Source organism: Brevibacterium litoralis (assembly GCF_040212315.1).
In the GTDB taxonomy this organism is placed as follows: Bacteria; Actinomycetota; Actinomycetes; order Actinomycetales; family Brevibacteriaceae; genus Brevibacterium; species Brevibacterium litoralis.
In genome coordinates this window covers 101,880-127,069 of the sequence record NZ_JBDIUY010000010.1, presented here as the reverse complement: position 1 = coordinate 127,069, position 25,190 = coordinate 101,880, and the positions used below count along the sequence as shown (strand labels likewise).

General features: G+C 69.7%; 17 protein-coding genes, 1 tRNA gene and 1 pseudogene. 17 read left to right on the top strand and 2 right to left on the bottom strand.

Annotated elements, in window-relative coordinates; translation table 11 throughout:
* The first annotated feature begins 39 nt into the window (after nt 1–39).
* The 3 genes from AAD496_RS02655 (at nt 40) to AAD496_RS02645 (ending at nt 6,867) form a co-directional block, all read left to right on the top strand.
* Nucleotides 40–3,564 carry a bifunctional proline dehydrogenase/L-glutamate gamma-semialdehyde dehydrogenase gene (locus AAD496_RS02655; protein WP_433913717.1) on the top strand — a complete coding sequence of 1,175 codons (3,525 nt, stop codon included), beginning with the start codon at nt 40–42 and terminating at the stop codon, nt 3,562–3,564.
* 106 nt (nt 3,565–3,670) lie between these two features.
* Nucleotides 3,671–3,991 carry a cupin domain-containing protein gene (locus tag AAD496_RS02650; RefSeq protein WP_349827084.1) on the top strand — a complete coding sequence of 107 codons (321 nt, stop codon included), beginning with the start codon at nt 3,671–3,673 and terminating at the stop codon, nt 3,989–3,991.
* A gap of 185 nt (nt 3,992–4,176) precedes the next feature.
* Nucleotides 4,177–6,867, top strand: coding sequence for an ExeM/NucH family extracellular endonuclease (locus AAD496_RS02645; protein ID WP_349827083.1), 2,691 nt, complete (start codon nt 4,177–4,179; stop codon nt 6,865–6,867).
* A gap of 70 nt (nt 6,868–6,937) precedes the next feature.
* Here AAD496_RS02645 and AAD496_RS02640 read toward each other — a convergent pair whose 3' ends face one another.
* Nucleotides 6,938–8,872: an AMP-binding protein gene (locus AAD496_RS02640; protein WP_349827082.1), complete on the bottom strand. Its 1,935-nt coding sequence runs from the start codon at nt 8,870–8,872 to the stop codon at nt 6,938–6,940.
* Nucleotides 8,865–9,623 (bottom strand): IclR family transcriptional regulator, encoded by a 759-nt coding sequence (locus AAD496_RS02635; RefSeq protein WP_349827081.1) that lies wholly within the window; start codon nt 9,621–9,623, stop codon nt 8,865–8,867. Before AAD496_RS02635 ends, AAD496_RS02640 begins: the two co-directional genes overlap by 8 nt.
* A gap of 254 nt (nt 9,624–9,877) precedes the next feature.
* On the opposite strand from AAD496_RS02635, the gene AAD496_RS02630 reads away from it, so the two are divergent.
* The 14 genes and pseudogenes from AAD496_RS02630 (at nt 9,878) to AAD496_RS02565 (ending at nt 25,041) form a co-directional block, all read left to right on the top strand.
* On the top strand, nt 9,878–10,789 hold the full coding sequence (locus AAD496_RS02630; protein WP_349827080.1) for an ABC transporter ATP-binding protein: 912 nt from the start codon (nt 9,878–9,880) through the stop codon (nt 10,787–10,789).
* 2 nt (nt 10,790–10,791) lie between these two features.
* Complete coding sequence (locus AAD496_RS02625) at nt 10,792–12,795, top strand: AMP-binding protein (RefSeq protein ID WP_349827079.1); 2,004 nt, start codon at nt 10,792–10,794, stop codon at nt 12,793–12,795.
* Entirely contained in the window at nt 12,792–13,664 is an 873-nt protein-coding gene (locus tag AAD496_RS02620) for a branched-chain amino acid ABC transporter permease (protein WP_349827078.1), read from the top strand. Before AAD496_RS02625 ends, AAD496_RS02620 begins: the two co-directional genes overlap by 4 nt.
* A 1-nt stretch (nt 13,665) precedes the next feature.
* The gene (locus tag AAD496_RS02615) at nt 13,666–14,730 is read left to right on the top strand and encodes a branched-chain amino acid ABC transporter permease (RefSeq protein ID WP_349827077.1); all 1,065 of its coding nucleotides are present in this window, start codon (nt 13,666–13,668) and stop codon (nt 14,728–14,730) included.
* 104 nt (nt 14,731–14,834) lie between these two features.
* Nucleotides 14,835–16,016, top strand: a complete 1,182-nt coding sequence (locus AAD496_RS02610) for an ABC transporter substrate-binding protein (RefSeq protein ID WP_349827076.1) — start codon at nt 14,835–14,837, stop codon at nt 16,014–16,016.
* Nucleotides 16,013–16,852, top strand: a complete 840-nt coding sequence (locus AAD496_RS02605) for an ABC transporter ATP-binding protein (protein ID WP_349827075.1) — start codon at nt 16,013–16,015, stop codon at nt 16,850–16,852. The genes AAD496_RS02610 and AAD496_RS02605 overlap by 4 nt, the downstream gene beginning before the upstream one ends.
* A 9-nt stretch (nt 16,853–16,861) precedes the next feature.
* Complete coding sequence (locus AAD496_RS02600; RefSeq protein ID WP_349827074.1) at nt 16,862–18,058, top strand: phenylacetate--CoA ligase family protein; 1,197 nt, start codon at nt 16,862–16,864, stop codon at nt 18,056–18,058.
* A gap of 327 nt (nt 18,059–18,385) precedes the next feature.
* Nucleotides 18,386–19,540, top strand: a complete 1,155-nt coding sequence (locus AAD496_RS02595) for an acyl-CoA dehydrogenase family protein (protein WP_349827073.1) — start codon at nt 18,386–18,388, stop codon at nt 19,538–19,540.
* A gap of 131 nt (nt 19,541–19,671) precedes the next feature.
* The gene (locus tag AAD496_RS02590) at nt 19,672–20,400 is read left to right on the top strand and encodes an AMP-binding protein (protein ID WP_349827246.1); all 729 of its coding nucleotides are present in this window, start codon (nt 19,672–19,674) and stop codon (nt 20,398–20,400) included.
* Nucleotides 20,349–20,777, top strand: a pseudogene (locus AAD496_RS02585) (AMP-binding protein); the annotation flags it as partial. The gene AAD496_RS02590 and the pseudogene AAD496_RS02585, both read left to right, overlap by 52 nt.
* A 146-nt stretch (nt 20,778–20,923) precedes the next feature.
* On the top strand, nt 20,924–21,289 hold the full coding sequence (locus AAD496_RS02580; protein ID WP_349827072.1) for an AMP-binding enzyme: 366 nt from the start codon (nt 20,924–20,926) through the stop codon (nt 21,287–21,289).
* Between the two features lie 37 nt (nt 21,290–21,326).
* On the top strand, nt 21,327–21,923 hold the full coding sequence (locus tag AAD496_RS02575; protein ID WP_349827071.1) for a TetR/AcrR family transcriptional regulator: 597 nt from the start codon (nt 21,327–21,329) through the stop codon (nt 21,921–21,923).
* Nucleotides 21,924–22,043: 120 nt separating this feature from the next.
* Entirely contained in the window at nt 22,044–24,698 is a 2,655-nt protein-coding gene (locus AAD496_RS02570) for an alpha/beta fold hydrolase (RefSeq protein ID WP_349827070.1), read from the top strand.
* Nucleotides 24,699–24,968: 270 nt separating this feature from the next.
* Nucleotides 24,969–25,041, top strand: a tRNA-Arg gene (locus AAD496_RS02565).
* Nucleotides 25,042–25,190 lie beyond the last annotated feature (149 nt).

Sequence of the window (25,190 nt, the reverse complement as noted above, 5' to 3'; positions counted from 1 at the left end):
GTGCTCACCGATCCCACCGGCTCCGCCGGAGACCAGGACATCACCGCATCGAACGCCGTTCCCACCCGGACCGGCGCCACCGCGACCGCGGCGGAACTCGCACCGCTCACCGAGGCGGCCGTGAGCACCGTGCGCAGGTGGCTGCGGGCCTCCACGGGTGCCCAGGCGAACTCGAACCCCTCGGCCGAGCGCCTGGCCGCCGTGCTGTCCGACCCACAGGGTCTCGACTTCACCGTCGGTTTCGTCGATCGCGTCATCCGCACCGACGACGTCCACGCCGCCTCCGAGGCACTGCGCGAGGTCGCCCGCCTCGCGCCGGAGACGATGTCGCGCCTCGACCGCGCACAGATCCGCGCCGGCTCCGCACTCGCTCCCCTGCTCCCCCAGGTCGTCGTGCCCGCGGCCCGCGCCCGCCTGCGCGGGATGGTCGGTCACATGGTCGTCGACGCCCGGGACCGGCAGTTCGGCAGGACGGTCGCGGAGCTCACCGGCGACGGCCACCGTCTCAACATCAACCTCCTCGGCGAGGCCGTCCTCGGCGAGCAGGAGGCCCTCCACCACCTGGAGGAGACCCGTCGGCTCGTCTCCCGCCACGACGTCGACTACGTGTCGATCAAGGTCTCCTCCGTCGCCTCCCGCATCAACATGTGGGCCTTCGACGAGACCGTCGACTACGTGGTCGAGCGCCTGCGCCCGCTCTACCTGGAGGCCGCCGCGGCACCGGCCGGCACCAAGTTCATCAACCTCGACATGGAGGAGTACCGCGACCTCGAGCTCACGATGGCGGTCTTCACCCGTCTGCTCGACGAGCCCGGACTGCGAGACCTCGAGGCCGGCATCGTGCTCCAGGCCTACCTGCCGGACGCCCTCGGTGCCATGCAGCGTCTCACCGAGTTCGCCTCCGCCCGCGTGGCCGGCGGTGGCGCCGGGATCAAGGTCCGCCTCGTCAAGGGCGCGAACCTGTCGATGGAACGGGTGCACTCCGAGATCGCCGGATGGGACATGACGACCTGCGAGTCCAAGCAGGCCTCGGACGCCAACTACAAGCGCGTGCTCCACTGGCTGTTCACCCCGGAGCGGATGGAGGGTCTGCGGATCGGCGTGGCCGGTCACAACCTCTTCGACATCGCCTTCGCCCACGAACTGTCGAAGGCCCGTGGTGTCACACAGCGGGTCGAGTTCGAGATGCTCCAGGGCATGGCCACCGACCAACAGGCGGCCATCAGCCAGGACGTCGGGGACCTGCTCCTCTACGTCCCGGCCGTCCACCCCGACGAGTTCGACGTCGCGATCTCCTACCTGGTCCGCCGTCTGGAGGAGAACGCCTCCAGCGAGAACTTCATGTCCGGGATCTTCGAGCTCGCCAACGGCAACGAGGTGTTCCTCCGGGAGGAGGAGCGGTTCCGGGCCTCCGTGGACGACCTCGCCGCCGTCGTCGAGCGTGCCGGCGAGACCGCGCCGGCACCCAACCGCCGTCAGGACCGCACGACGGAGAAGGCCGTGCGCCGGGCCCTCGACAACGGGGCCGGTGGCTGGGAACTCGGCGGTTTCGACAACGAACCGGACACCGACATCTCCCTGCCCGCCAACCAGGCCTGGGCCCGGGAGATCACCGCGGCCGCCTCGACGCCCGGCTGGCTCGACGACCGGCCGAAGCCCATGTCGGTGGAGTCCGGGGAGCACGTGGACCGGATCGTCGAGACCGGTCGTGCGGCTTCCGCGGAGTGGAAGGCGCTCGGCGCCCGGGCCCGCGGTGAGATCCTGCTGCGCGCCGCGGAGATCTTCGCCGCCCGCCGCGACGAGTTCCTGGCCACCATGGCCGCCGAGGTCGGCAAGACCCTCGACCAGTCCGATCCCGAGGTCTCCGAGGCGATCGACTTCATCCGCTACTACGCCGACCGGGCCCTCGACCTGGAGAAGATCGACGGTGCCGAACTGGAGACGGACACCCTCGTCCTCGTCACCCCGCCGTGGAACTTCCCCGTGGCGATCCCGACCGGTTCGACCGTCGCGGCGCTGGCTGTCGGCGCCTCCGTCGTGCACAAGCCCTCGAAGCCGACGCCGCACTGCTCCGCGCTGCTCGTCGACTGCCTGTGGGAGGCCGGCGTCCCGCGTGACGTCCTGCAGCTCGTCGCCCCGACCGAGCGCACCTACGGCACGCAGCTCGTCTCCCACCCCGGCGTCGACCGTGTGGTCCTCACCGGCGCCTCGGAGACGGCGGCCCTCTTCAAGGGCTTCAACCCCGACCTCCAGGTGAACGCGGAGACCTCCGGCAAGAACGCCCTGGTCATCACCCCGGCCGCCGACCGTGACCTCGCGGTCGCCGACCTCGTGTACTCGGCCTTCGGGCACGCAGGCCAGAAGTGCTCGGCGGCCTCGCTCGGCATCCTCGTCGGCTCCGTCCACGACTCCGAGCGGTACCGCAAGCAGATCGTCGACGCCGCGTCCTCGATGATCGTCGACTGGCCGACGAACCCGCGGGCGGAGATGAGCCCGCTCACCGAGCTGCCCTCGGACAAGCTGGAGCGTGCGCTCACCACCCTCGACGAGGGTGAGGAGTGGCTGCTGGAGCCGAAGCAGCTGGACGACTCCGGGCGTCTGTGGAGCCCGGGCATCAAGGTCGGCGTGAAGCCCGGTTCGTTCTTCCACCTCACCGAGGTGTTCGGTCCGGTCCTCGGCCTCATGCACGCCGCCGACCTCGACGAGGCCATCGAGCTGCAGAACGCCGTCGACTTCGGTCTCACCGGCGGCATCCACTCCCTCGACCCGCAGGAGGTCGAGACGTGGATCGACCGCGTGCAAGCGGGCAACATCTACGTCAACCGCGGGATCACCGGTGCGATCGTGCGCCGGCAGCCCTTCGGCGGCTGGAAGCAGTCCTCCGTCGGGCTCGGGTCGAAGGCCGGTGGCCCCAACTACCTCATGCTCTTCGGCACCTGGGCCGACCGGACAGGTCTCGACGTCGCGGGCAACCCCGCGGACGCCGCCACCTGGCTGGACGCCGCCCGCGAGTCCGACGCCCGAGCCTGGGAGTCGGAGTTCGGCATCGTCCACGACCCCTCCGGCCTCGCCGCGGAGATGAACGCCTTCCGCTACCGCCCGCGCCCGGTCACCGTCCGGGTCACCGCCGACGCGGTGGGCGCCCACGTCGAGCGCACGGCCCACGCCGCCGCCACCGTCGGTGCTCCCCTGCGGTTCTCACTCGCCGCCGAGGCGCCCTCCGCCCTGGTCTCGGCCGTGCACGCGGCGGCCCGTACCGCCGGGGTGGCGGAGTCCGAGGTCGTCACGGAGACCGCCGAGAAGTTCACCGAGCGTCTGGTGGACGGGGCCTACGACGACACCGTCGGCGCCCGCGTCCGCATGGTCGGCACGGTCGACGAGGGTCTGGTCGCCGCGATCGCACCGCGCCCCGAGGTCGCCCTCGTGACCGACCCGGTGACGGTCTCCGGTCGTGTCGAACAGCGCTACTTCGTCCAGGAGCAGGCCGTCTCCATGACCATGCACCGCTTCGGCAACCCGAGCAGCGACTTCGGCCGCCTCCGCGAGACCTTCATGGCCCGCTGAACTGGACGCCGCCCGGGCCCCGGCACCCCACCGCCGAGCCCGACGCCACCGGAACAGGACCCCGTCGTGTCACCTCCTCGACACGGCGGGGTCCTAGTCTGTGCCCATGGCTGACTCGCACACGACAGAGCACACCCCCGCCCGCGCCACCGTCCAGCTCGACACCGATTTCACCCGGGTCACCGAGTGGTACTTCACGCCCGGGACCCACACCACCTTCCACGTGCACGAATGGGACTACGTCGTCGTGCCCACCGTCCCCGGGACGATGACGATCGAGACCGCGGACGAGGTCTTCGACAACCCGATCGAGCTCGGTGCCTCCTACACCCGGAGCGCCGGCAGCGCCCACGACGTCCGCAACGACACCGACAGCGACTTCGCCTTCGTCGAGATCGAGTTCAAGGGACGCGGCATCCCCACCTGACGCGCGTGACGCCCACCCACACGAACCCGCAGTGCGGCCCTTCCTGAGGAATTCATGTAGGTGTCATGTACGGAGCGTCACAGTCACCTAGACTCCGTTGTCGTTCGTGCCCGATCACCGAACCCGACCCCTGGGTCCGGTGAAGGGCAGCGGCCCAGACGTCCCCGACGACATCGGAGTCCCCCGTGCACGGAAGCGCACCCACCCACACGCCCCGCCGGTACCGCCTGGTGCTGCCCGCGGCCCTGGCCCTCGGCCTCACCGCCGGTTCCCTCGGTCTCGCACCGGCCCTGGCCCAGACGACCCCCACGACCGACCCCTACCTGTCCGAGATCGCCTACGCGGGCGGCAACGAGACCGACTTCGTCGAGATCGTCGCCCCGGCCGGCACCGATCTCAGTGGCTACACCGTGGGCACCGTGACCCGCGGTGGCAACGTGTACTCGTCCGAGCACGCCCTCACCCTCCCGGCAGGCTCCGTCGTCGACGAATCCGGTGTGTTCGTCGTCGACCTGCCGATCACGAACTCCGTGAACACCGGTTCCCGGGCCGAGGGTTCCTACGGTTCCTCCGCCTTCGTCCTCGACACCGACGGCACGGTCCTCGACTTCCCGCAGGTCGGCGGGGTCGTCGACGGGGCCGGGGTCACGGCCTCGGCGAACGTCAACACCCCGGAGGCCCTCGACGGCGTCGAGGCCGTCCCGACCGGCGCCACGGCACCCTCCGGGCAGTCGATCGCGCTGACCGAGGGCTCCTGGGTCGCAGGCGAGACCTCCCCGGGCGAACTCCCCGCCACCGGCACCGGTGAACCGTTCACCCGCCCGGACACGGCGGACACCGAGCCGGAGCCGGAACCCACCGAGCCCACGCCGGAGCCGACGGACGAGCCGACCACCGCACCGGGTGAGCCGATCGCGATCGCCGACATCCAGGGCCCCGGCGACGAGACCCCCTACGACGGTCAGGTCGTCACCACCCACGGAGTCGTCACCGCCACCTACCCGACCGGCGGGCTGAGCGGCTACTTCGTCCAGACCCCCGGCACCGGCGGCGAGGTGCCCGAGCCCGGCACCCCCAGCCACGGCATCTTCGTCTACTCCTCCTCCACCGTCGACGAGGTGGAGATCGGCGAATACGTCGAACTCACCGGTGCGGCCTCCGAGTACTACGGCCAGACCCAGATCACCGTGGGCGACGGCGGGGCCGTCGTGCTCGACGAGCCGGTCGAGGCCGTCAAGATCACGGAGGGTGAACTGCCCACCGGCGACGCCGCCCGCGAGTCCCTCGAGGGCATGCTGATCCAGCCGACCGGGGACGTCACCGTCACCGACACCTACTCGACCAACCGCTACGGCGAGATCGGCCTGGTCCACGGCACCGAGACCCTCAAGCAGGCCACCGACGTCCACCGTCCCGGCCCCGACGCCGAGACGCTGGAGGCCGAGAACCAGGAACGTTCCTTCGTCCTCGACGACGGGTCGACCACCGACTACACCCGCTCGCAGAAGGACGTGCCGCTGCCCTACCTCTCGCCCACCGAACCGGTGCGTGTGGGTGCGCCCGTCACCTTCACGGCTCCGACTGTTCTGGGCTACGGCCACGACGCCTGGCGTCTGCAGCCGACCGGTCACCTGACCGGCGACACGATGGACGCCCTGTCCCCGGTGTCGATCGAGAACACCCGCGAGCAGTCCCCGGCCGAGGTCGGCGGCGACGTCGCGGTCTCCAGCTTCAACGTCCTCAACTACTTCACCACCCTCGGTGAGGAGTTCCCGGACTGCGACTACTACACCGACCGTGAGGGCAACCCGACGACGACCGACTACTGCGAACCCCGCGGTGCCTACGACGCGGAGAACCTGCAGCGTCAGCAGGACAAGATCGTCGCGGCGATCAACGGTCTCGACGCCGATGTCCTGAGCCTCGAGGAGATCGAGAACTCGGCGGCCTTCGGCAAGGACCGCGATGAGGCGCTCTCCACGCTCGTCGACGCCCTCAACGCCGCCGCGGGCGAGGACCTCTGGACCTTCGTGCCCAGCCCCGCCACCGTTCCGGCCGACGAGGACGTCATCCGCACGGCCTTCATCTACCAGGCCGAGGCCGTCACTCCGGTCGGCGAGTCCCGCATCCTCGACGACGAGGTGAACTTCGACAACGCCCGCGAGCCGCTGGCCCAGGAGTTCGCCCCGCTCGACGCCGAGGGGGCACCTGTCGAGGACGCCGAGTTCCTGGCGATCGTCAACCACTTCAAGTCGAAGGGCTCGGGTTCGGGTGAGGGCAACGAGGACATCGGTGACGGCCAGGGCGCCTCGAACGCGGACCGGGTCGGCCAGGCCCACGCGCTCGTCGACTTCGCCGACTCCCTCGCGGCGGAACTCGGCACCGAGGACGTCTTCCTGCTCGGCGACTTCAACGCCTACACGCAGGAGGACCCGATGCAGGTCTTCTACGAGGCCGGCTACGTGAACATCGGCGCGGAGTACACCGAGGAGGACACGTACCTCTACGGCGGTCGGACCGGCTCGCTCGACCACGTGCTCGCCTCGCCCTCGCTCGTCGAGGACCTCACCGGGGCCGACATCTGGAACATCAACTCCGTCGAGTCGATCGGCCTGGAGTACAGCCGCTACAACGGCAACGTGCTCGACCTCTACGACACGACGCCCTTCCGCTCCTCCGACCACGACCCGCTGATCGTCGGCCTCGACCGGGGACTCGGCGAGGAACCGAGCCCGGAGCCCACGGAGCCCGGCGAGGAGCCGACGCACCCCGGCAAGGGCAACGGCAAGGGTCATGACAACGGCAACGGCAAGGGCTGGGGCGTCGTCAAGGACGACACCCACCCGGGTAAGGGCCACGGCCTGATCCGCCGCTGACCTTCACGCCGCCCACTCGACGGGGGCCGGCCGTCCGGTTCATGCTCCGGACGGCCGGCCCCCGTCGGTTTCAGTCCCCGGTCGGGAAGCTGTGCACCCGGACCTCGTCCGTCCCCGAGTCCTCGGCGGACAGGTCCCACCCGGCCACCAGTTCCTCCAGGTACCGGTGGGAGCCCGCGGGCAGCCGGTCGACGAACACCCACAGGTGCGGCCGGGCCAGCCCGCCGAGGATGTCGCGGACCAGACCGCCGAGGTCCGCGGCCATCTCCCGGTGCGCGGCGGACACGGTCCCGACCGCTCCGGCCGACACCCGCCCGACCCCTTGGGCCGCCTCGCTGTAGTCGTTGTCCCGCCGCCCGGCGCACACGAAGGCGACCAGGCGTACGCCCACCTCGGTGTCCCGGTGCGGGACCACCTCGGCCGCCTCGACCCAGGGGTGGTCGAGGATCGCCCGTCGGACCGCGGGCAGACTCACCAGGTGCCCGGACACGGAGACGACCGCTCCGGTCCGCCCCAGGTACCGGGGACGGGAACCGGCCGCCACCGTCACGAGGTCGCCGGTACCGTACCGCGCGGTCCCGAACCGCGCCTGCATGCGGCGGACCCGGTCCGCCTCGGCGCCGCGGACGTCCGGGACGTAGCCGGGGACGGGCAGCCCGAGGACCATCTCCCCGGTCGCCCCGCGGGCCACCGACCCGCCCTGGTCGTCCACGACGGCCGAGGCGGTCCGGGGCAGACCTTCCCGCCCGGCGGGCACCGTGACGATCCCGGTGAGAGGCACCTGTCCCCAGGCGTCGACGACCTCGACGCCGCGGTCGGCGAAGACCGCGTGCAGCCAGTCGTACAGGTCGTCCTCGACCGCCTCGCCGGCGGTGACGACGTGCTTGAGCGGCAGGGGCGCCAGGAGTTCGCGGACCTCCGCGACGTCCGGCTGCCAGGACCGGACCGTGCGCAGGACCGAGGGCGAGGTGATGAGGGTCGTGACGTCGTGCCGCGCGAGCACGTCCCAGGTCCGGCGCCGGTCCGGCACGTCGAGCGTGCCCTCGAAGATCACCGCGCGACCGCCCATCAGCAGCGGGCCGAGCAGCCCGTTCCACGTGGAGGCCGCCCAGGACATGTCCCCGGCGCACCACACGATCCCCTCCGGGTCGAGGGACTGCGCGAAGGCGGCCACCGGCAACAGGACGTTCGCCCAGGTGTGCCAGGTGCTCAGGGGCTCCGCACCCTCGCTGGCCAGGTACATCGCATAGGCGGTCTCCCCCACGGACCGCGCCGTCGAGGCGCCCTGCCCGTGGGCCACGTCCCCGCCGTCCGCGTGCGCACCACCGTTCCCGCGGGGCCGGGGGTTGCCCGCGCCCTCGTGGTACCAGACGTCACCCTCGAACCACGGGATGTCCATCCCGGTCCGGCGCACGACGAGTGTGTGTTCGACGCTGCCGAGCGAACCGAGCGCGTCGTCGACGCGGGCCTTGAGCGGGAGCACGGAACCCCGCCGCCACGCGCCGTCCTGGGTGACGACGAGCCGCGGGGAGACCTGACGCAGGCGTTCGACGAGCGCGTCGACCGGGAGGGACACGGGGATCGTCGTGACGACGGCACCCCGGGCCAGGCAGGCGAGGTGCACCGCCACGGTCTCCGGCAACCAGCCGGCGTGGACGGCCACGGTGTCCCCGGGCCCCACCCCGGTGTCGACGAGCAGGTGGAGTGCCCTCTCGACCTCCTCGGCCAGTTCCCGGTAGGTGAGCGAGCGCCGGTCGCCCGGTTCGCCCTCCCACACGAGCGCCAGTCGTTCACCCCGGTGCGGCAGGTGCCGGCCCAGCAGGTTCCACAGCGGGTCGAGGCGCCCGCCGGGCAACCAGGTCCCGTCCTCGGGGCCGTCCGCCGGCCCGTCCTCCCACAGGGCACGCGGAGGGGTCTCCCAGTCGAGCAGATCGACGGCGGGCGCCCAGTCGGCCACGTACTCCCGGGCGGCGGCGGACAGGGCGTCGAGGGTGTGGTCAGACATGCAGTCCTCCCTTCACGGTGAGGGCGGTCCGGTGCATGGCCCCGGCGATCGCCGTCACCCGGTCGTCGGTGACCCCGGCGGGCAGATCCGCCGCCAGTGCTGCCACCGCACGCCCGTCGGAGGCCTGGACCGGGACCGCGACCTGGGCGGAGCGCAGGGCATCGGGGGCATCGACACGCACCGAGTCCGCACCCGCCCACTCGGTCCGGTACCCGGCGACCTCCTCGGCCAGCGCGGGGTCCTCGGTGGCGAGCGCCGTCCGGGCGGCCTCCCAGTCCTCCTTGCAGGCGCGCGCGAGGAGAAGCCGGCCCGGCGCGGACAGGAGCGGGTTGTGGGCCCGCGGGCTCGCGGCTCGGAACGCCCCGCGGTCACCGGCGTCGACCTGGTCGATGCAGACCACTTCGGCGCCGACGAGTTCGTACACGGACACCGTCGCGGCCACCTGGTCCCGCAGGGGGACGGCGAAGGGTGCGAGCGCGGCGAGCACGGGGTGACGGGAGAGGTAGTGGGAGGACAGGCGCGTGAACTGGGGGCCGAGCCCGTACCGGCTCGTGGCCGGGTCCTGGACGGCGTACCCGGCCAGGACGAGGGAGCGGAGGAGACGGTGGACGGTCGGGACGGACATCTCCGAGCGGGTGGCGAGGTCCGTGAGCGCGTGCCACGCGGGCCCGGTGGCCAGGAGGTCGAGGAGACGGACCGCATTGCGGATCGTGCCCAGGCCTCCTCCTCGACTGGTGCCGGCTTCCGGCATGGTGCACCTCCGGTGTCCCGCCACGTCCGTGTCGGCATCATAATCGTCCGTCACGATGTGGTCTCGCTGAGTGAAATCTGAACGAAGTCTCTCACATCGGTATTGCCTTTCGCATAGTGAAAACCTATGTTGGCTAACGACAAAGATGTCCGTCGCCCTCCGGGGTGACACGAATTCGACCGGTGGCCCGGGCGCCGACCGACCGCAAGGACGCGGAAGGGCGGTGGCCGCACCACCGTGGACGAGGAGAAGGCATGCGGACTCGCGCATACCGCTATTCGCTCAGTGGGAGCACGCTCCCACCCGGAGAACCCCTGTTGGAGGTCCGGGACCTCACCCTGAAGTTCGGTGGCGTCACCGCCCTCGACCACGTGAACTTCACGGTCCGGTCCGGCACCATCCACGCGGTCATCGGCCCCAACGGCGCCGGCAAGTCCTCCCTGCTCAACTGTGTCTCGGGCCTGTACAAGCCGACGAGCGGGAGCGTCACGCTGCGGCACACCGAGGGCCTGGAGAGCCGGGAGGTCGCCAAGCTCTCGGCGGCCGAACGCAAGGAGCTCATGGCCTCGGTCCACGACCGTCCGGTCACGAGCAAGGTCCTCACGAAGCTGCCGCCGCACCGGATCGCCAAGCTCGGGGTGGCCCGCAGCTTCCAGAACATCGAGCTGTTCGAGCACCTGAGCGTGCTCGACAACATGATGCTCGGCCGCCACGGTCACCTCCTCAAGGATCCCTTCCTCGCGATGCTGTGGTTCGGGCCGGCCAAGAAGCAGGAGATCGCCAACCGCGAACGCGTCGAGGAGATCATCGACCTGCTCGGTCTCCAGGAGTACCGCAAGAAGCCGGTCGGCTCGCTCGCCTACGGCATCCAGAAGCGCGTGGAGCTCGGTCGGGCGCTGGCCATGCAACCGGCGCTCCTGCTGCTCGACGAGCCGATGGCCGGCATGAATGCGGAGGAGAAGGAGGACATGGCCCGCTACGTCCTCGACGTGCACGAACTCGGCGAGGTCACCGTCGTCCTCATCGAACACGACATGAATGTCGTCATGGACCTCTCGGACCACGTCACCGTCCTCGACTTCGGCAAGGTCATCGGTGACGGCACCCCGGCCGAGGTCATGGAGAACCAAGCCGTCATCGACGCCTACCTGGGCACCGGGGAGTGATCATGACCATCGACACCGGCACCATGCCCCAGATCCTCGCCCGGCGCGCCCGCGAGACCCCACAGGGGGTCGCCATGCAGGAGAAGCGCTACGGGATCTGGCAGACCATCACCTGGTCCGTCTACCACGACCGGGTCACCGACTTCGCCCAGGGCCTCACGCACCTGGGGATCAAGCGCGGCGATCTCGTGGCCGTGCTCGGCGACAACCGACCGGAATGGCTGATCTCCGAACTCGCCACCCAGGCGCTCGGCGCCGCGGTCGTCGGCGTGTACCCCACCGCCATCGGTGAGGAGATCATGCACGTCCTGCGCAGCGGGGGGACCCGCGTGGTCGTCGCCGAGGACCAGGAGCAGGTCGACAAACTGCTCACCCTGCGGAAGGAACACGAGGAACGCGGGGAGGCCTTCCTCGTCGAGCACATCGTCTACTACGACCCGCAGGGTCTGGAGTCCTACGACGACCCGATGCTGCTGGACTTCACCGAGGTCGAGGCGCTCGGCCGCACCCGGGAGAAGGAGTTCCCCGGGGCCGTCGAGGAGTCGATCGCCGCCGGGTCCGCCGACGACCTCGCCGTCATCTGCACGACCTCCGGCACCACCTCGGCGCCCAAGCTCGCCCAGCTGACCCATTCCAACCTCCTGTCGATGGCCGAGCGGCTGGGCACCGTCGACCCGCTCGACGGCAAGGACCGGTACGTCTCGATCCTGCCCTTCGCGTGGATCGGCGAGCAGATGCTCGCCGTTGCGTGCGGGCTGTCCGCCGGTTTCACGGTGTCCTTCCCGGAGGACTCCTCCACCCAGCGGTTCGACATGCGGGAGGTCGGTCCCTCGCTCATGTTCGCCCCACCCCGGATCTGGGAGTCCTTCCTCACCGAGGTGCAGATCCGCATCGACGAGGCCGGACCCCTCAAGCGGGCCCTGTTCGGTTGGGGCTACGAGATCTCCGACCGGATCGCCAGCCTGCGCGACTCCGGGAAGGAACCCGGGGCGGGACTGAAGTTCCTGGGCCTGTTCGCCGATCTCGTCGCCACCCGCCCGATCCGTGAACAACTGGGGATCACCCGGATCAAGCGGTGCTACACGGGTGGCGCACCCCTGGGACCGGACGTCTTCCGGTTCTTCCACGCCATCGGCGTGAACCTCAAGCAGATCTACGGGCAGACCGAGATCTGCGGCATCGCGGTCATCCACCGCAACGACGAGGTCAAGTTCGACACCGTGGGTGAACCCCTGCCCGAGACCGAACTGCGGTTCGGTGAGAAGGACGAGATCCAGTTGCGCTCGGCTTCCGTCTTCCGGGGCTACGTCGACCGCCCCGACGCCACCGCAGAGGCGCTCACCGAGGACGGCTGGCTGCACACGGGTGACGCCGGGTACCTCGACGACGACGGCCACCTGGTCGTCGTCGACCGGATGAAGGACGTCCGGCGGACCCCCGACGGCACCATGTACTCCTACGCCTTCGTCGAGAACAAGCTGAAGTTCTCGCCCTACATCGAGGAGGCGGTCGTCTTCGCCGGCGCCAGCCTCACCGGCAGCGACGACCCGGCCGATTCCCACGGACTGTCGGCGATCATCACGATCGACCCGCAGACCACCGGCGCCTGGGCCGAGCACACCCGGCTGGCGTACACGACCTACCAGGACCTCGCCTCGAAGCCCGAGGTGCAGGAACTCGTGGGCCGGGAGCTCGCGCAGGCCAACGAGGGCCTGGAGGAGAGCATCCGCGTCGCCCGGTTCGTCCTCCTCCACAAGCAGTTCGACCCCGACGACGACGAGATCACACGGACCCGCAAGGTGCGCCGCAACGTCGTCGGCGAGCGCTACGCCACCCTCGTCGAGGCGGTGGCCGCCGGTGCCGGGAGCGTCGACCTCGAATCACGAATCACCTACCAGGACGGGACCTCCGTGGATCGGACCATCCCCCTGAGGATCCTGCCCGTCACGCCGCTGCCCGCGGACGGGACGGCGAGCCGTCGCAAGGTCTGGAGCGGACGCCCATGAGCATCTTTCTCACACTGCTGATCTACGGACTCTCCGAGGGTGCGATCCTCGCACTCGCCGCCCTCGGCTTCGTCCTCATCTACAAGGCCACCGGCGTCGTGAACTTCGCCCAGGGCGAGTTCCTGCTCATCGGCGCCTACACCTTCTACGCCGTGTTCGTCGTGTTCCGGCTGCCCATGGTGGTCGCCGTCCTCGGCGGCGTGCTCGTGGCGATCGTCATGGGTGTGATCGTCGAACGGTTCGTCCTGCGCCCGATGATCGGCCAGAGTCACATCTCGATCATCATGGTGACGATCGGCCTGTCCTGGGTGCTCTCCTCGATCGTCCAGATGTTCTTCGGCACCGCACCGCGCAACATGCCCGCGGTCTTCCCCGCCGGCAACGTCGCGATCGCCGGTGCGAACATCCCGGCCAACCGAATGTGGGCGCTCGCGGTCGCCGCGATCGTCCTCGTGGCCCTCACCGTGTTCTTCCAGAAGTCCAAGCACGGCATCGCGATGCGTGCGGTGGCCGACGACCAGCAGGCCGCCATGACGGTCGGCATCTCCGTGCGCCGCATCTTCGCGATGGCCTGGTCGCTCGCCGCGGTGAGCGCGCTCGTCGCCGGTGTCCTGCTCGCGGACGTCACCTCGGTGTCGACGGAGCTGGCGACCTTCGGTCTGCTCGTGTTCCCCGTCGTCATCCTCGGCGGTCTCGACTCCGTGCCGGGCACCATCATCGGTGGCCTCGTGATCGGGCTCGTCGTCCAGTTCACCTCCGGATACATCGATCCGGGTCTGGCGGAGGTCATGCCGTACCTCGTCCTCGTGCTCATCCTTCTCTTCCGCCCCTACGGCATCTTCGGCGAGAAGCGGATCGAAAGGGTCTGACATGTCCAACGCAGTACAGACAGGCCGCTACCACCGGTCCTACTCCTCCGAACTGAGACTGTGGACCACCACCCCGGCGAAGGTCCGGATGGTGCTCCTGGCGGTCCTCGCGATCGCTGCCCCGTTCATGCTCAACAACTACGGGATGTCGCTGATCAACACGGCGCTCATCGCCTCGATCGGCGCGATCGGCCTCAACGTCCTCGTCGGTTTCACCGGACAGATCTCACTGGGTCAGGGCGCCTTCCTGGCCGTCGGTGCCTTCACCTCGGCGATCCTCACCGACCGACTGGGACTGCCGGCCCCGATCTCGATCATCGGCGCGATCTTCCTCACCGCCGCGGTCGGCATCTTCTTCGGACTGCCGGCGCTCCGCCTCAAGGGTCTCTACCTGGCGATCGCCACCCTCGCCGCGCAGATGATCATCGTCGTGGTCATCCGCCGGTGGGCCTGGCTCACCGAGGGTCACGGCTTCCTCAACGTCGACCGCCTGAGCCTGTTCGGTCTGCAGATCGACCGGATCTGGTTCGAGCAACAGTGGTACCTCATCCTGTTGATCCTCACGATCCTCGCCGCCTTCGTCGCCACGAACCTGTTCCGCACCGGCGTCGGCCGCTCCTTCATGGCCGTCCGTGACCAGGACATCGCCGCCTCGGCGATGGGCGTGAACCTCACCCGCGCCAAGCTCACCGCCTTCGGTGTCTCCAACGGGTTCGTCGGCCTGGCCGGTGCGCTGCTGGCCCATTACACGGAGATCGTGTCGTGGGAGAAGTTCACCATCGACGTCTCGATCCTCTACCTCGCGATGATCATCGTCGGTGGTCTGGGGTCCGTGGCCGGTTCCATCTACGGCGCGTTCTTCATGACGTACCTGCCGATCGTCGTCCGCTGGATCGCCGGGGTGCTCGGCGGGTTCATCCCGATCGTCCGGGACCAGACCGCGGCCTTCCAGAACCTCGTGTTCGGCCTCACGGTCATCGTCTTCCTCATCGTCGAACCCCGCGGCCTCAACCGCATCTGGGAACGCGTCAAGGACTGGTTCGGCTTCTGGCCGTTCAAGTACTGAGTTCCCCCGTCCCCGCCGGCCCCACCCGGTCGGCGGGGACCCCACACACCCACCGCAAGAAACCGCCCCCGACCATCCGGGGCACACGTTCGAAGGAGAACGGCATGCGCATCATGAAGACCACCAAGTACCTGGCGGCCGCCGCCACCCTCGGTCTCGTCCTCACCGCCTGTGGTGGGCCGGACGGCGCCGGCAGCAGCGACGAGATCACGATCGGCGTGATCGCCGACCAGTCCGGCGCCACCGCCGACGTGGGGGCCCCCTTCTCCGAGGGGGTCGCCGCCTACGTCGAGTGGCGCAACGCCAACGGCGGTGTCGCCGACATGCAGATCAACGCGATGATCAACGACTACGCCTACGAGGTCCCGCAGGCCGAGGAGCTGTACAAGCAGTACGTCTCCGAGGGGGCCGTCGCGATCCTCGGCTGGGGCACCGGCGACACCGAGGCGCTCACCGGCAGCGTCGCGAACGACGAACTGCCCTTCATGTCCGGGTCCTTCGCGGAGATCCTGGCCGACCCGGAGCAGTCGCCCTACAACTTCCTCGTCGCACCCACCTACTCCGACCAGATGCGCGTCGCTCTCGACCACATCGCCGCCGAGGGCGGGGAGTCCGTGGCGGTCCTCCACCACGACAGCCCCTTCGGTACGGCACCCGTGGCCGACGGTGAGGCCTGGGTCGAGGAGAAGGGCTACGACCTGGACTACACCGCCCACGCGATCCCGTCCGGCACCACGAGCTTCACCGGCCTGCTCAGCCAGGTCTCGGACGCCGACCACATCATCGTGCAGAACGTCGCCGGCCCGGCCGCCCAGCTGGCCCGTGACATCCAGGGGCAGAACACCGGGCAGACGATCGTGTGCCTCAACTGGTGCTCGTCCGAACTGTTCATCACGAACGCCGGGGACGCCGCCGAGGACCACAAGATGATCCAGCCGGTCGCGCCGCTGAGCGCGGACAAGCCCGGCCACGCGGACATCGTCTCGTACCTCGAGGAGAACGGCGGCGACCCGGAATCGACGGTCGTGAGCTACGTCCAGGGCTGGTTCACGATGGACGCCATGGTCTCCGGCATCGAGGCGACGCTGGAGGGCGGCGGTGACCTCACCGGTGCCGCCATCCGCGAGACCCTGGAGACCATGGGACCGATCGACACCGGCGGTGTCGTCGGCACCGGCGAGATCGAGTTCTCCGCCGACTCCCACCGCGGTGCGACCGCCTCGGGCATCTACGTCGTCGAGGACGGCACGATGGTCGAGATCGAGTCCGGGGTGAGCCCCGCATGAGTGTCGACACCCAGGTCACGCCGGGAGCGGCGGGCGCCTCGGCGGGCAGCGAACTGCTGAGCATCAACAACGTCGAGGTCGTCTACGACGACGTCGTGCTCGTCCTGCGCGGCATGTCCCTGGCGGTCCCCGAGGGCAAGGTCGTGGCCCTGCTCGGCTCCAACGGCGCCGGCAAGTCGACGACGCTCAAGGCCGTCAACGGACTGCTGCCCAGCGAGGACGGGGAGGTGACGAGCGGCTCCATCACCTTCGCGGGCGAGGACATCACCCACCTCGACCCGCCGGAGCGGGTGCGCCGCGGCATGAGCCTGTGCATGGAGGGCCGTCACGTCTTCCCGCACCTCACGATCGCGGAGAACCTGCAGACCGGCGCGTACACGCAGAAGAACACGAAGGAACAGCTCGACTTCGTCTACGAGTTCTTTCCCAAGCTCGCGGACATGCGCGGGCGGATCGCGGGCTTCCTCTCCGGTGGCGAGCAGCAGATGCTCGCGATCGGGCGGGCGCTCATGGCCCGGCCCAAGCTGCTCATGCTCGACGAGCCCTCGCTGGGACTCGCGCCGCTGCTCGTCAAGGAGATCTTCGAGACGATCGCCCGCCTCAACGAGGAGACCGGACTCACGGTGCTCGTCATCGAGCAGAACGCTTCTCTGGCGCTCGGTGCCGCCCACCACGGCTACATCATGGAGCAGGGACGCATCGTGATGGAGGGACCTGCCAAGGAGCTGGCGGAGAACCCGGACGTCAAGGAGTTCTACCTCGGCATGTCCGGCGGCGACGAGAAGAAGAGCTACCGCGACGTCAAGCACTACAAGCGCCGCAAGCGCTGGATGTGAGGGACGACCATGGACGCCACCCTTCCGAACACGGGAGAACTTCTCACCGCGGCCGCGGACCGGGACACCCGGCTGCGTGAACGCTTCGCCACCGTCGGGATCGACCCGCAGGGTGTCACCGGGGTCCGCGACCTCGACGCCCTCCCGGTGATGGGGAAGGACGACCTGGTCGGCACGCCCGTCGACACGGCGGCCCTCCTCACCACCGGGGCGGGCCCCGCCCCCCGGGTCTTCCAGTCACCGGGACCGCTCTACGAGATCCAGCCGCCGGGTCCCGACCCGTGGCGCTGGGCCGAGGTGCTCCGGGACCTCGGGGTCCAGGGCGGCGACGTGGTGCTCAACTGCTTCGGGTACCACCTGTCGCCGGCGGGCGCCATGTTCGACGAGGCGATCACCGCCGCCGGGGCCACCGTCCTGCCCGGCGGGATCGGCAACCAGGACCTCCAGGTCCGGGCCATCGGCGACCTCGGGGTCCGCGGGTACATCGGTCTGCCGAGCTACCTCAAGGCGCTCATCGACCGGTTCGTCGAGTCCGAGGGGCAGGACGCCTCGGGAGCGGGGACCTTCCCCGTCGAGTACGCGCTCGTGACCGCCGAACCCTTGCCACCCTCACTCCGGGAGGCCCTGGAGGAGCACGTGGCGACGGTGCGGATGGCCTACGGCACCGCCGAGGTCGGCACCATCGCCTTCGAGGACGGAACCGGGCCGGGCATGCGACTGGGCACCGGGATCGACGTCGAGGTGTGCGACCCGCTCACCGGCGTTCCCGTGCGTGACGGCACGCAGGGCGAGGTGGTCGTGAGCGTCCTGCGGGAGCACGGCCCGATCGTCCGGTTCGGGACCGGGGACCTCTCCGCCTGGGTGGTCGACGACTCCGGTACGCCGGTCACCGGGGAGGACGGGCGAGCCCGTCTGGCCGGGGTGCTCGGCCGGACCGGGCAGGCGATCAAGGTCCGCGGGATGTTCCTGCACCCGCGGCAGGCCCACGCCGCGCTCGCGGGCACCGCGGGGGTGGACGCCTTCCGGTTCGTGATCGACCGCGCCGACCACAAGGACACCGTCGTCCTCGAGTACGTGGGCCAGGCGGATCCGGACGGCCTGGCCGAACAGGTCCGGTCCTCGCTGCGGTTCCGGGTCGACGTCCGGGCGGTCGACGCCCTGCCGGACGACGCCGGGGTGCTCGACGACCGGCGGACCTGGGACTGAGGTGTCCGGGGCCCGCCCGGGGTACCCGGGACGTCGGGTCCTCGGAAACCGGCGGCCATCAAGACTTAGTGAATCTGATTTCACTGATTCCTTGACACGGGGGCGGTTCAGGACGATCGTAGTGAATGCGAAATCACTACGACCGTTCGGGCCGCCCCCTCTCACGTCCGACCACCGCCCGGCCGCCGCCCGCACCACCCTCCACAGCGCTCACCGCCCCACAGAGTTCACAGCACCGAGGTCGCACCGATGCGACCGCACGGACCGCACCGGCGCGGTCCGACGCACAGGCCGCACAGGCGCGGCCCCGACACCTGAGGACTGATCATGGACTTCACCACACCCGAGGAACACGTCGCCCTCCGCGAGGCCGTGCGCGGCATCTGCGCCGAGTACGGACCGGAGTACTACGCCGAGAAGGCGAAGAACCGCGAGGCCACCGAAGAGGTCTGGCGCGCACTCGGTCAGTACGGCTTCATCGGCATCAACATCCCCGAGGAGTACGGCGGGGGCGGTGCCGGCATGGAGGAACTGGCCCTCGTCTGTGAGGAGTCGGCCGCCGCCGGCACCCCGCTGCTGCTCACCCTCGTCTCCTCGGCCATCTCCGCCGAGGTCCTCGCCGCCCACGGCACCGACGAGCAGAAGCAGACCTACCTGCCGCCCATGGCCGCGGGCACCGACAAGGTCGTCTTCGCCATCACCGAGCCCGACGCCGGCTCCAACTCGCACAAGATCGCCACGACCGCCCGCAAGGACGGCGACGACTGGCTGATCTCCGGGTCCAAGACCTTCATCTCCGGCATGGACGAGGCGAGCACCCTCCTCGTCGTCACCCGCACCGGCGTCGACGAGGCGACGGGCAAGGCCCAGCTGTCCCTGTTCCTCGTGCCGACCGACGCCCCGGGCCTGGAGCGGACGAAGATCGAGATGGACATCGCCCTGCCCGAGTGGCAGTACACCCTCCACTTCGACGAGGTCCGCGTGCCCTCCTCCGCGCTCATCGGCGCCGAGGGCAACGGACTCAAGCAGGTCTTCACCGGCCTCAACCCCGAGCGCATCACCGGCGCGGCGATCTGCGTGGGCGTGGGCCGGTTCGCCCTCGACCAGGCCTCCCGCTACGGCAACGAGCGCAACGTGTGGGGGCAGCCGATCGGTGCCCACCAGGGTGTCGCCCACCCGCTCGCGGCCGCCAAGATCGAGATCGAGCTCGCCGCCCTCATGACCCAGAAGGCCGCGAGCCTGCACAGCGCCGGGGAACCCGCCGGCGAGGCGAGCAACATGGCCAAGTACGCCGCCGCCGAGGCCGCCCTCCACGCCATCGACAACACCGTCCAGATGCACGGCGGCAACGGCCTGGCCACCGAGTACAACCTGTTCCCCTACTGGAGCATGGCCCGTCTGCTGCGGATCGCCCCGATCAACCGGGAGATGATCCTCAACTACGTCGGCACCCACTCGCTCGGTCTGCCCAAGTCCTACTGAGCCGCGCTGTGTCCGACGCCGCCCGAACCCCGGCACCCCGCCGCTGCTGAAGTCCGACACCGCCCGAACCCCGACACCCCGCCGCTGCGTTCCACACCCCCGGCCTCGACGCCCCGCACTTCACCGCGGACCTGCACGACAACCTCATCCACCGCATCAACGTCGGTGACACGCTCACCCGCGCCGCCGACCGCCACGGCCCCAAGGAGGCGCTCGTCGACGGCGACCTGCGCCTGTCCTACACGGAGTTCAACGCCCGTGTGAACCAGGTGGCGCACGGACTCACGGACCTCGGCTACGGCCGCGGCGACGCGCTCGCGGTGGGCACCGCGAACTGCGCGGAGTACTTCATCACCTATTACGCCTGTGCGAAGACCGGCATCATCGCCGTCCCGCTCAACCTCGGCTGGAAGTCCGGGGAGGTCGTCCACGTGCTCACCCACTCCGAGGCGAAGGGCATCATCTACGAGGCGGACCTGGCCGACCAGTACTGTCAGGCGGTCGACGCCTGCCCGGACGTCAAGGACGTCGTCGTCATCACCGGGCCGCAGTCCGGCGAGTCGGCCGACACCGCCCGGGAACACCACGGTGCCGAGCGCAGTGTGCGGACCTTCGACGGACTGGCGAGCACGGACACCTCGGAACCGCTCGTCATCATCGACGACCGCGACGCCCTCACCTACCTCCACACCTCGGGCACCACCTCGGCGCCCAAGGGTGTGGTGGGCAACCACACCGCGATCTACCTGGAGTCGATGTCGAGCGCCCGGAGTGCAAGCTCGACTCGTCCGACCGGACGCTCGCACTCATGCCCATGTTCCACACCGCGCAGCTCAACGTGTTCTGCACCGCCGCGGTGACCGCCGGTGCCTCCATCCACGTCCACCGCGGGTTCGACGCCGACCGGATGCTCCACGACATCGAGTCCGAACGCATCACCCAGATCTTCGCGCTGCCGATGATGTACCGCGAGCTCCTGGACCACCCGCGGATCGGCGAGACCGACCTGTCGACCCTGCGGACGGCCTTCTACGCGATGGCCCCGATGCCCGAACAGCAGCTGCTGCAGTGCCTCGACGTGTTCGGTTGCGACTTCTACCTGGTCTTCGGCCAGACGGGGATGAGCCCGACGACCACGTTCCTGCGCCCCGAGCACCAGCGCTCGCGCAACGGCGCGACGGGCACGGCGGTGCCGAACGTCCAGGTCGCGATCATGGACACCGAGGGCAATCTCCTGGCCCGCGGGGAGCAGGGCGAGATCGTCTACCGGGGCCCGCACGCGCTCACCGAGTACCTGAAGAACCCGGAGGCGACCGCCGAGGCCTTCGCCCACGGCTGGTTCCACTCCGGGGACGTCGGCCGGTACGGCGAGGACGGGGTCCTGTGGTTCGAGGACCGCACCAAGGACACCGCACCAAGGACGTCATCAAGTCCGGCGGTGAGAACGTCGCCTCGATCGAGGTGGAGAAGGCGATCTACGCCGCGGACCCGAACGTCGGAGAGGTGGTCGTCGTCGGTCTGCCGCACGACCGCTGGTCGGAGGCGATCACCGCCGTCGTCACCGCCAAGGAGGGCACCACCATCGATCCGGAGGCGCTGCGCCAGAAGTCGAAGGAGCTCCTGGACGGCTTCAAGGTCCCCAAGGACATCATCCTCCTCGACGAGATGCCCCGGACCTCGACGGGCAAGGTCCAGAAGAACGTCATCCGCGACGACTTCAAGGACCATTACTCCGGGCCCGGGGTGTGACGTCCACGTGTCCGTGGGCCGACTAGGCTCGTGACCGATGTGCCCTTCACCTCCCTCCGCTCCGCCCACCCGGGTGCGTGACCCCGAGCGGAAGCAGAAGATCCTCACCGCCGCGGTCTCGCTATTCGCCCGGCACGGGTTCAACTCCGTGTCGCTGGCGGACATCGGGGCCGCGGCGGGCATCGTCGGCTCCGGTGTGTACCGCCACTTCCCCGGCAAGCCCGCGATCCTCACCGCACTCTTCGAGACGGCCATCGACCGCCTCCTCGCCGATCTCCCGGAGTCCGAACCGGACTCCGAGGCGGCCCTCACCGCGGCACTCGAACGCCTGGTGACCGGACAGATCTCCTTCGTCGTCGACACCCGCGAGATCGCCCAGGTCTACTACGTCGAGAACAAGAACGTGCCGCCCGAGGACCGGCGGCGCCTGCGCACGAAACAGCGGAAGTACATCTCCGAGTGGACCCGTCTGCTGCGTGAACTCCGCCGTGACGTCGACGAGGCGACCGCCCACGTCCTCGTGCACGCCGCCATCGGTGCGGTGCAGTCGGCGCGCCTGCACCGCAGCGGCCTGGCCGACGACCGTCTGCGGCAGGCCCTGCGCACCGCCGCCTGGGGTGTGCTCCGCGGGTGAGGAGCACGCGGCGGGTGGGGAACCGGCGGGTGCACCCCTTCGGGCCCGCCAGGTGAATTCTTAAGGTTTCCTTGGCAGAACGTGTGGTGTTACCGACAAGTAATTCGTAGGGTGGCGCTCATGACACGACGAACAGGGGCCCTTGTGCGCCCATTCACGCGACGACTCGGCCGTCGGGCCGGGGCGGCAGCGCTCGCTGCCGCGGGCCTCATCGCCCCGCTCGCCCTCGCGAATCCCGCCGCCGCTGCGACCGCGCAGCCCACGCAGACCCAGTCGGCCTCCCCCGCCGCCTCGGAGACCGCAGCCGAGGAGACCGCTGCCGGCGAGACCACTGCCGAGGAGCAGCAGGGTCCGGCACAGAAGGACGGTGCGGACACGGGTGCCGCGGAGAAGGACACCGCGAAGGACCAGGAGGCGCAGGACGCGACCCCGGCTCCGACCGAGGAGTCCGCTCCCGAGGCCACGCCGGAGCAGACGGAATCCGCCCAGTCCGTCCCCGCCGGCCCGCAGGACCCGGGCCTGTACACCGAGCTCGCGTCGACGCTCTACGACGCCGACGGTGACGACATCTTCCACGTCCCCACGCCCACCGGCCCCGGCACCGCGACCGGTGCCGTGTACCCGGGCCTCGACGCCTACTACTCGCAGTCCGTCGACCTCTCGCCGGCCAACTGTGCGGCGATGGAGACGACGCTGAGTGCCGAGGCCCAGGCCGCCGGCGCCGAGTGCGGTTACATGGCCGTGCCCGTCGACGCCGACGACCCGGCCTTCGGCAATGCCGCTCTCGGCGTCATGCGGATCCCCTCGACGAGCGCGAACCCGCAGGGCCCGCTCTTCTTCAACCCGGGCGGCCCGGGTGGTTCCGGTCTCGATGCGGCCGTCGGCCTGGCCGGCTCGCCGCAGGTCCAGAACCTGCTGTCGACCCACGACTTCATCGCGATCGATCCGCGTGGTGTCTCCACCTCGCTCGCCCCGGCGCAGTGTGCACCGGTCGATCCGGTCCCCGGCACCGAGGCGCCTGCAGGGTTCACTATCCCCGGCCTGAGCGCAGGCCTCGCCGCGGCGATCACCGAGAACACCCCGCAGCAGTACGTCGACTGCGTGAACCTCACCGCTTCGGCCGTCGACTTCGACGGTGACGGCTCCGTGGCCGAGGGACAGCAGGTCCCGCAGCAGGAGCGCTACATGGAGCACCTGGGCACCTGGGACACCGTCGTCGACTTCGACATCGCCCGGTCCGTCTTCGGTGGCGAGCAGTTCGACTTCTGGGGCGTGTCCTACGGATCGACCATCGGCTACTTCTACGGGCAGCGGTTCCCGGAGAACTCCGGTCAGATCGTCGTCGACTCCGCCGTCGGCGTGAACACCGACGCCTCGAACTCGATCCAGTACTACAACGACCTCATGAACGAGCGGTACGCCGCCGTCCAGACCAACTGGGACGGATGGGCACTCGACTGTTCGGCACGTGGCGAGGACGGCACCACCTGGGGCGAGTACGCGCCGTACACGCAGACGGGGACGAACAACCCCGGCGCGGACTTCAGCTGCCCGCTCGGTGACGGCATCACCGACGTGCAGAACCTCCGCGACCGTGGTATCGCACTTCTCACGGACTTCCAGTCCGCGCAGGGCGACCAGGCCGGCATGCTCGCCGCCTCCCAGGCCATCGAGTACGTGTCCTACGACCAGATCTGGGGCTACGCCTCGGAGCTCTACCTGGACATCGCCGCGAACACCGACACCCAGGCCACGGCACAGTCCGTGGCCGCGAACGTCGAGGTCCTGCCGATCACCCTGCGCTCCAAGTACCTGAGCGCCGCCATCGGTGACATGGCCGTGGCACAGTTGGCCATCGACTGCGCCGACCACGGCGACACGTCCTACGTCGGTAACCCCGACACCTGGGCCGCGAACGACGCCGCTCTGGAGGCCGCGATCCCGGCACTTCCGCCGCTGTGGAACACGACGGACCAGATCCCCGCCCAGTGCGAGGGTTGGCCGGTCGACGGCACCCTGCCGTCCGCCCAGACCCCGGACAACATGCCGGAGATCCTGGTCGTCGACCGCACGCACGACTCGCGGACCCCGTACGCGGGATCGCTGGCCACGGCCGAGCTGGCCGGCGGCACCCTGCTGTCCGTCGCGGGCTACGGCCACGGCACCTACGCTTCGCAGCAGGAGTACGACAACTGCGCCGACCCGGTCATCACGACCTTCCTCCAGGAGGGCACCCTCCGCGAGGACGGCGACTTCGGTCCGGAACTGCCCGAGGTCTTGGCCCAGTCCGGTGACGGCGTGCAGATCGACATGACCAACCGCTGCCGCATCGAGAACCTCACCGCGGCCGCACCCACCCCGGAACCGACGCCGGAGCCGACTCCCGAGCCGACCACCGAGCCCACGGAGGAGCCGACGACCGAGCCGGAGCCCGAGCCCACCACGGAGCCGACGACGGAACCCACCGAGGAGCCCACCACGGAGCCGGAGCCGACCCAGGAGCCGACCACCGAACCGGAGCCCTCCGAGGAGCCGACGACCGAGCCCACCGAGGAGCCGGTGACGGACGAGCCGACGACCGAGCCGACGCAGGAGGCCCCCGCCCCCGAGCAGGACGACTCGGACGAGCAGGTCGTCACCGACACACAGGCCGATGACAAGACCCTGCCGATGACCGGTGCCGAGCGTGCCGGCCTGCTGGCCGGTATCGCCTTCGCCCTCGTCTCCCTCGGTGTCGGACTGGTGATCATCACCCGCAACCGCCGCCAGGTCTGAGGTTCCCCTGCTCCGCCCCACCGGGGTGAGGGCATGATCTGAAGGCACACGAGGCCCGGGTCCCGCGATCGGGATCCGGGCCTCGTCGTGTCCGGCACGCCGGCGCCTCGCTCGCGTGCGCGACGTCACGTGAGCGAGAACACCCCGGAAAGTGCCCGTTCGGATTTGTGTCGCCCCGGGGACCTGCGTATAGTTTTGTCTCGTTGCAAGCGAGGCCGGAACGCCGAGGGAGCAGCGAGTTCCAGTCAGGAACGACACAGAAGTGAATACGCGCCACTAGCTCAACGGATAGAGCATCTGACTACGGATCAGAAGGTTGGGGGTTCGAATCCCTCGTGGCGCACAGCTCAAGAAGGCCCCGGACGAGAGTCCGGGGCCTTCGTCGTTCCCCCGCACGATCCACCTCCGGAACGCCCGACCGGACAGCGTGGAGGTCCGGACGGGAGGCCTGACGCCATGACATGATCCTTCATTCTTATGGCAGCATCCGTC